This is a genomic window from Candidatus Desulfatibia sp., assembly GCF_036446775.1.
In the GTDB taxonomy this organism is placed as follows: Bacteria; Desulfobacterota; Desulfobacteria; order Desulfobacterales; family UBA11574; genus Desulfatibia_A.
This window is the reverse complement of the sequence record NZ_JAZFTO010000303.1, coordinates 1-2,717: the sequence shown is the minus strand read 5'-3', so window position 1 is coordinate 2,717 and position 2,717 is coordinate 1. Positions and strand designations below refer to the sequence as shown.

The following is a 2,717-nucleotide window of genomic DNA, read 5'->3' as shown; positions in this document are numbered from 1 at the left end:
CACGAATGCCTTTCAACGGCTTTTCCTTTTTGAATCTTTTTTTGATTTGATTGAGAACCGGCATGCTCTGACCGGCCCATTCGATGCGCAGTAAACCTTCCTTGGCAAGTTTAATGTCTTTAATATCATATTTCATCCGTTGACTATCTCCTTTTTAAAGAGGATCCATGTTCAGGATGCATGATCCATGATTCCTTTCGCATGCCTCCTGAATCGTGTATCCTGCCTCCTGAATCCTGCATCGCTGAATCAAGTTTTACAATCCAGCCTTATCTCGCAGCACATCCGCCATATTGGTTTTTTCCCAGCTGAATTCAGGTTCATTGCGTCCAAAGTGCCCGTATGCCGCGGTCTTGCGATAAATGGGTCGCAAAAGATCAAGATATTCGATGATAGCCGCGGGTCTTAAATCAAATACATCGTTGATGATCTCTTTAAGCCGGTTTTTATGTGTAACACCCGTTCCCATAAAATTCAGCATTACGGAAACCGGTTTTGCCACGCCGATGGCGTAGGCGATCTGGATCTCACATTTTTTGGCAAGGCCGGCGGCAACGATGTTTTTGGCGATGTGCCGGGCCATGTAGGAACCGCTGCGGTCCACCTTGGACGGGTCCTTGCCGGAAAAGCAGCCGCCGCCGTGGCTGCCCTGTCCGCCGTACGTGTCGACGATAATTTTGCGTCCGGTAACGCCGCAATCTCCCATGGGGCCGCCGATAATAAATTTGCCGGTGGTATTGATGAAATAACGGGTGTCGCCATCGGTCATATCCCGGGGAATCACCTTTTTGATAACTTCTTCGATGATGGCTTCTTTCAAGTCTTCGTAAGTGACATCCGGTTTGTGCTGGGCGGCAATGACGACCGTATCCACCCGTTTGGGGGTGCCGTTTTCATACTCGATGGTGACCTGGGATTTTCCGTCGGGTCTTAGGAAATCGAGGGAGCCGTTTTTGCGCACGGTGGCCAGACGCTGGCTCAGCTTGTGCGCAAACATGATCGGCATGGGCATCAATTCAGGAGTTTCGTTGGTGGCATAGCCGAACATGAGGCCCTGATCACCGGCGCCCTGTTCCTTGAAAAGCCCTTTGCCGGCGTCTACCCCTTGAGCGATATCCGCTGATTGCTGATCGATGCTGGTAAGAACCGAACAGGTTTGCCAGTCAAAGCCCATCAGAGAAGAACTGTATCCGATGTCACGGACGGTACGGCGGGCAACCTCCGGCATATCAACATAACAGCTGGTTGTGATTTCACCGGCAATAAAAATCAGGCCGGTGGTGACCAGAGTTTCGCAGGCAACCCGGCCCTGTTTGTCATTTTCTAAGATTGCGTCCAGAACGGAATCTGATATGGCATCGGCAACCTTGTCCGGATGTCCTTCGGTCACAGATTCAGATGTAAAAAAGAATTGTTCATTGCTCATAAATTGTCTCCTGTATTTTTTTGGTTATGCTTAATTATGGTTTCAATATCATATTATCGATCAAGCGAGTTGTGCCGACCTTGACGGCCAGGGCCATCAATACCGGCTGTTCAATTATCTGCACCTCATCGAGGGTTTCAGAATCGCAGACGGCAATATAATCGATCGTGGTTTCCGGGTGGGATTTTATCAGATCGGAGGCCGCCGCTATAATTTTGACGGCATCTTTTTCTCCACTCTCAACAAGCCTGCGAGCATTTAGCAACGATTCGTAAAGGGAGAGCGCACAAATCCGCTGGCGGGGCGTCAAATAACTGTTGCGCGAACTCATGGCGATGCCGTCGGGCTCCCTGACGATGGGGGCCCCGATGATGTTAATGTCAAAATTAAGATCTTTAACCATCTGACGGATGACAATCAGCTGCTGGTAGTCCTTCTGTCCGAAAACGGCGATATGGGGTTTGACAATGTTGAACAGTTTGGCGACAACAGTGGCAACTCCCCTAAAGTGTATCGGCCTGGAAATTCCGCAAAGATGATCAGGGAGTTTGTCCAGAGCTACATAGGTTTGGTAATGGCTGCCATAAATTTCTTTTGCCTCCGGTGTAAAGAGTGCCTTTGTACCCTCTTTGCGGACGAGTTCGATGTCCCTCTCTAAATCACGCGGATAGGCGTCTAAGTCTTCTCCGGGACCGAATTGGGTCGGGTTAATAAAAATACTCACCACCAGATCATCTCCATGCTTCAATCCTTCCTGCATTAGAGAGAGATGTCCTGCATGCAGATAGCCCATGGTAGGAACAAAAACAATGATGTTGCCTTTGCCCCGGCTTTGATCCGCGTATGACTGCATCTTTGCGATTGTATGAATAATTTCGATAACACGCACCTCAATATGTTTGCAAAATGGTATTAGAACAACACCAAAAAAATGTCAACATCAGACCTCGTCATTCATCAGATAAAAATGACCGTAGACCTTTAGTGGGCGTTCACAGGTTCAACGTTCTGCGTTCAACGGTCTGGGTTCTGGGTTCCGGGTTCTGCGTTTAACCTCTGAACCTTGAACCTCTGAACCCTGAACCTTTGAACCTCTGAACCTTTGAACCCAACTCTTTGATTAGAAAGGCACGCTCAACGAACCGAACATGAACATCCTGGAAAAGTTTACAGCATGAAAAAAATCGAAAATATTACCCTGCTTTATGAAATCAGCAAGGCGCTAAATGAGCATTTGGACCTTAAAAAATCTTTATACAGGGTTCTGGAGATTCTCTCCAGTTCAATGAAC

The 2,717-nt window shown here is 48.0% G+C and carries 3 protein-coding genes; all 3 read right to left on the bottom strand.

Features of this window, described 5'->3' with window-relative positions; all coding sequences use genetic code 11:
- A partial coding sequence (locus V3S16_RS14070; protein WP_413886009.1) for an adenosylhomocysteinase occupies window positions 1-136 on the bottom strand: 136 nt, incomplete at its 3' end.
- A 120-nt stretch (window positions 137-256) separates the two neighbouring features.
- Complete coding sequence (gene metK / locus V3S16_RS14065; RefSeq protein ID WP_413886008.1) at window positions 257-1,426, bottom strand: methionine adenosyltransferase; 1,170 nt, start codon at window positions 1,424-1,426, stop codon at window positions 257-259.
- A 34-nt stretch (window positions 1,427-1,460) separates the two neighbouring features.
- Entirely contained in the window at window positions 1,461-2,315 is an 855-nt protein-coding gene (gene panC / locus V3S16_RS14060) for a pantoate--beta-alanine ligase (RefSeq protein ID WP_413886006.1), read from the bottom strand.
- Between the last annotated feature and the right edge of the window lie 402 nt (window positions 2,316-2,717).

What these genes read in the sequence shown, in the direction of transcription:
- metK (WP_413886008.1), bottom strand. Translation starts at nt 1,426, where the DNA reads ATGAGCAATGAACAATTCTTTTTTACATCTGAATCTGTGACCGAAGGA.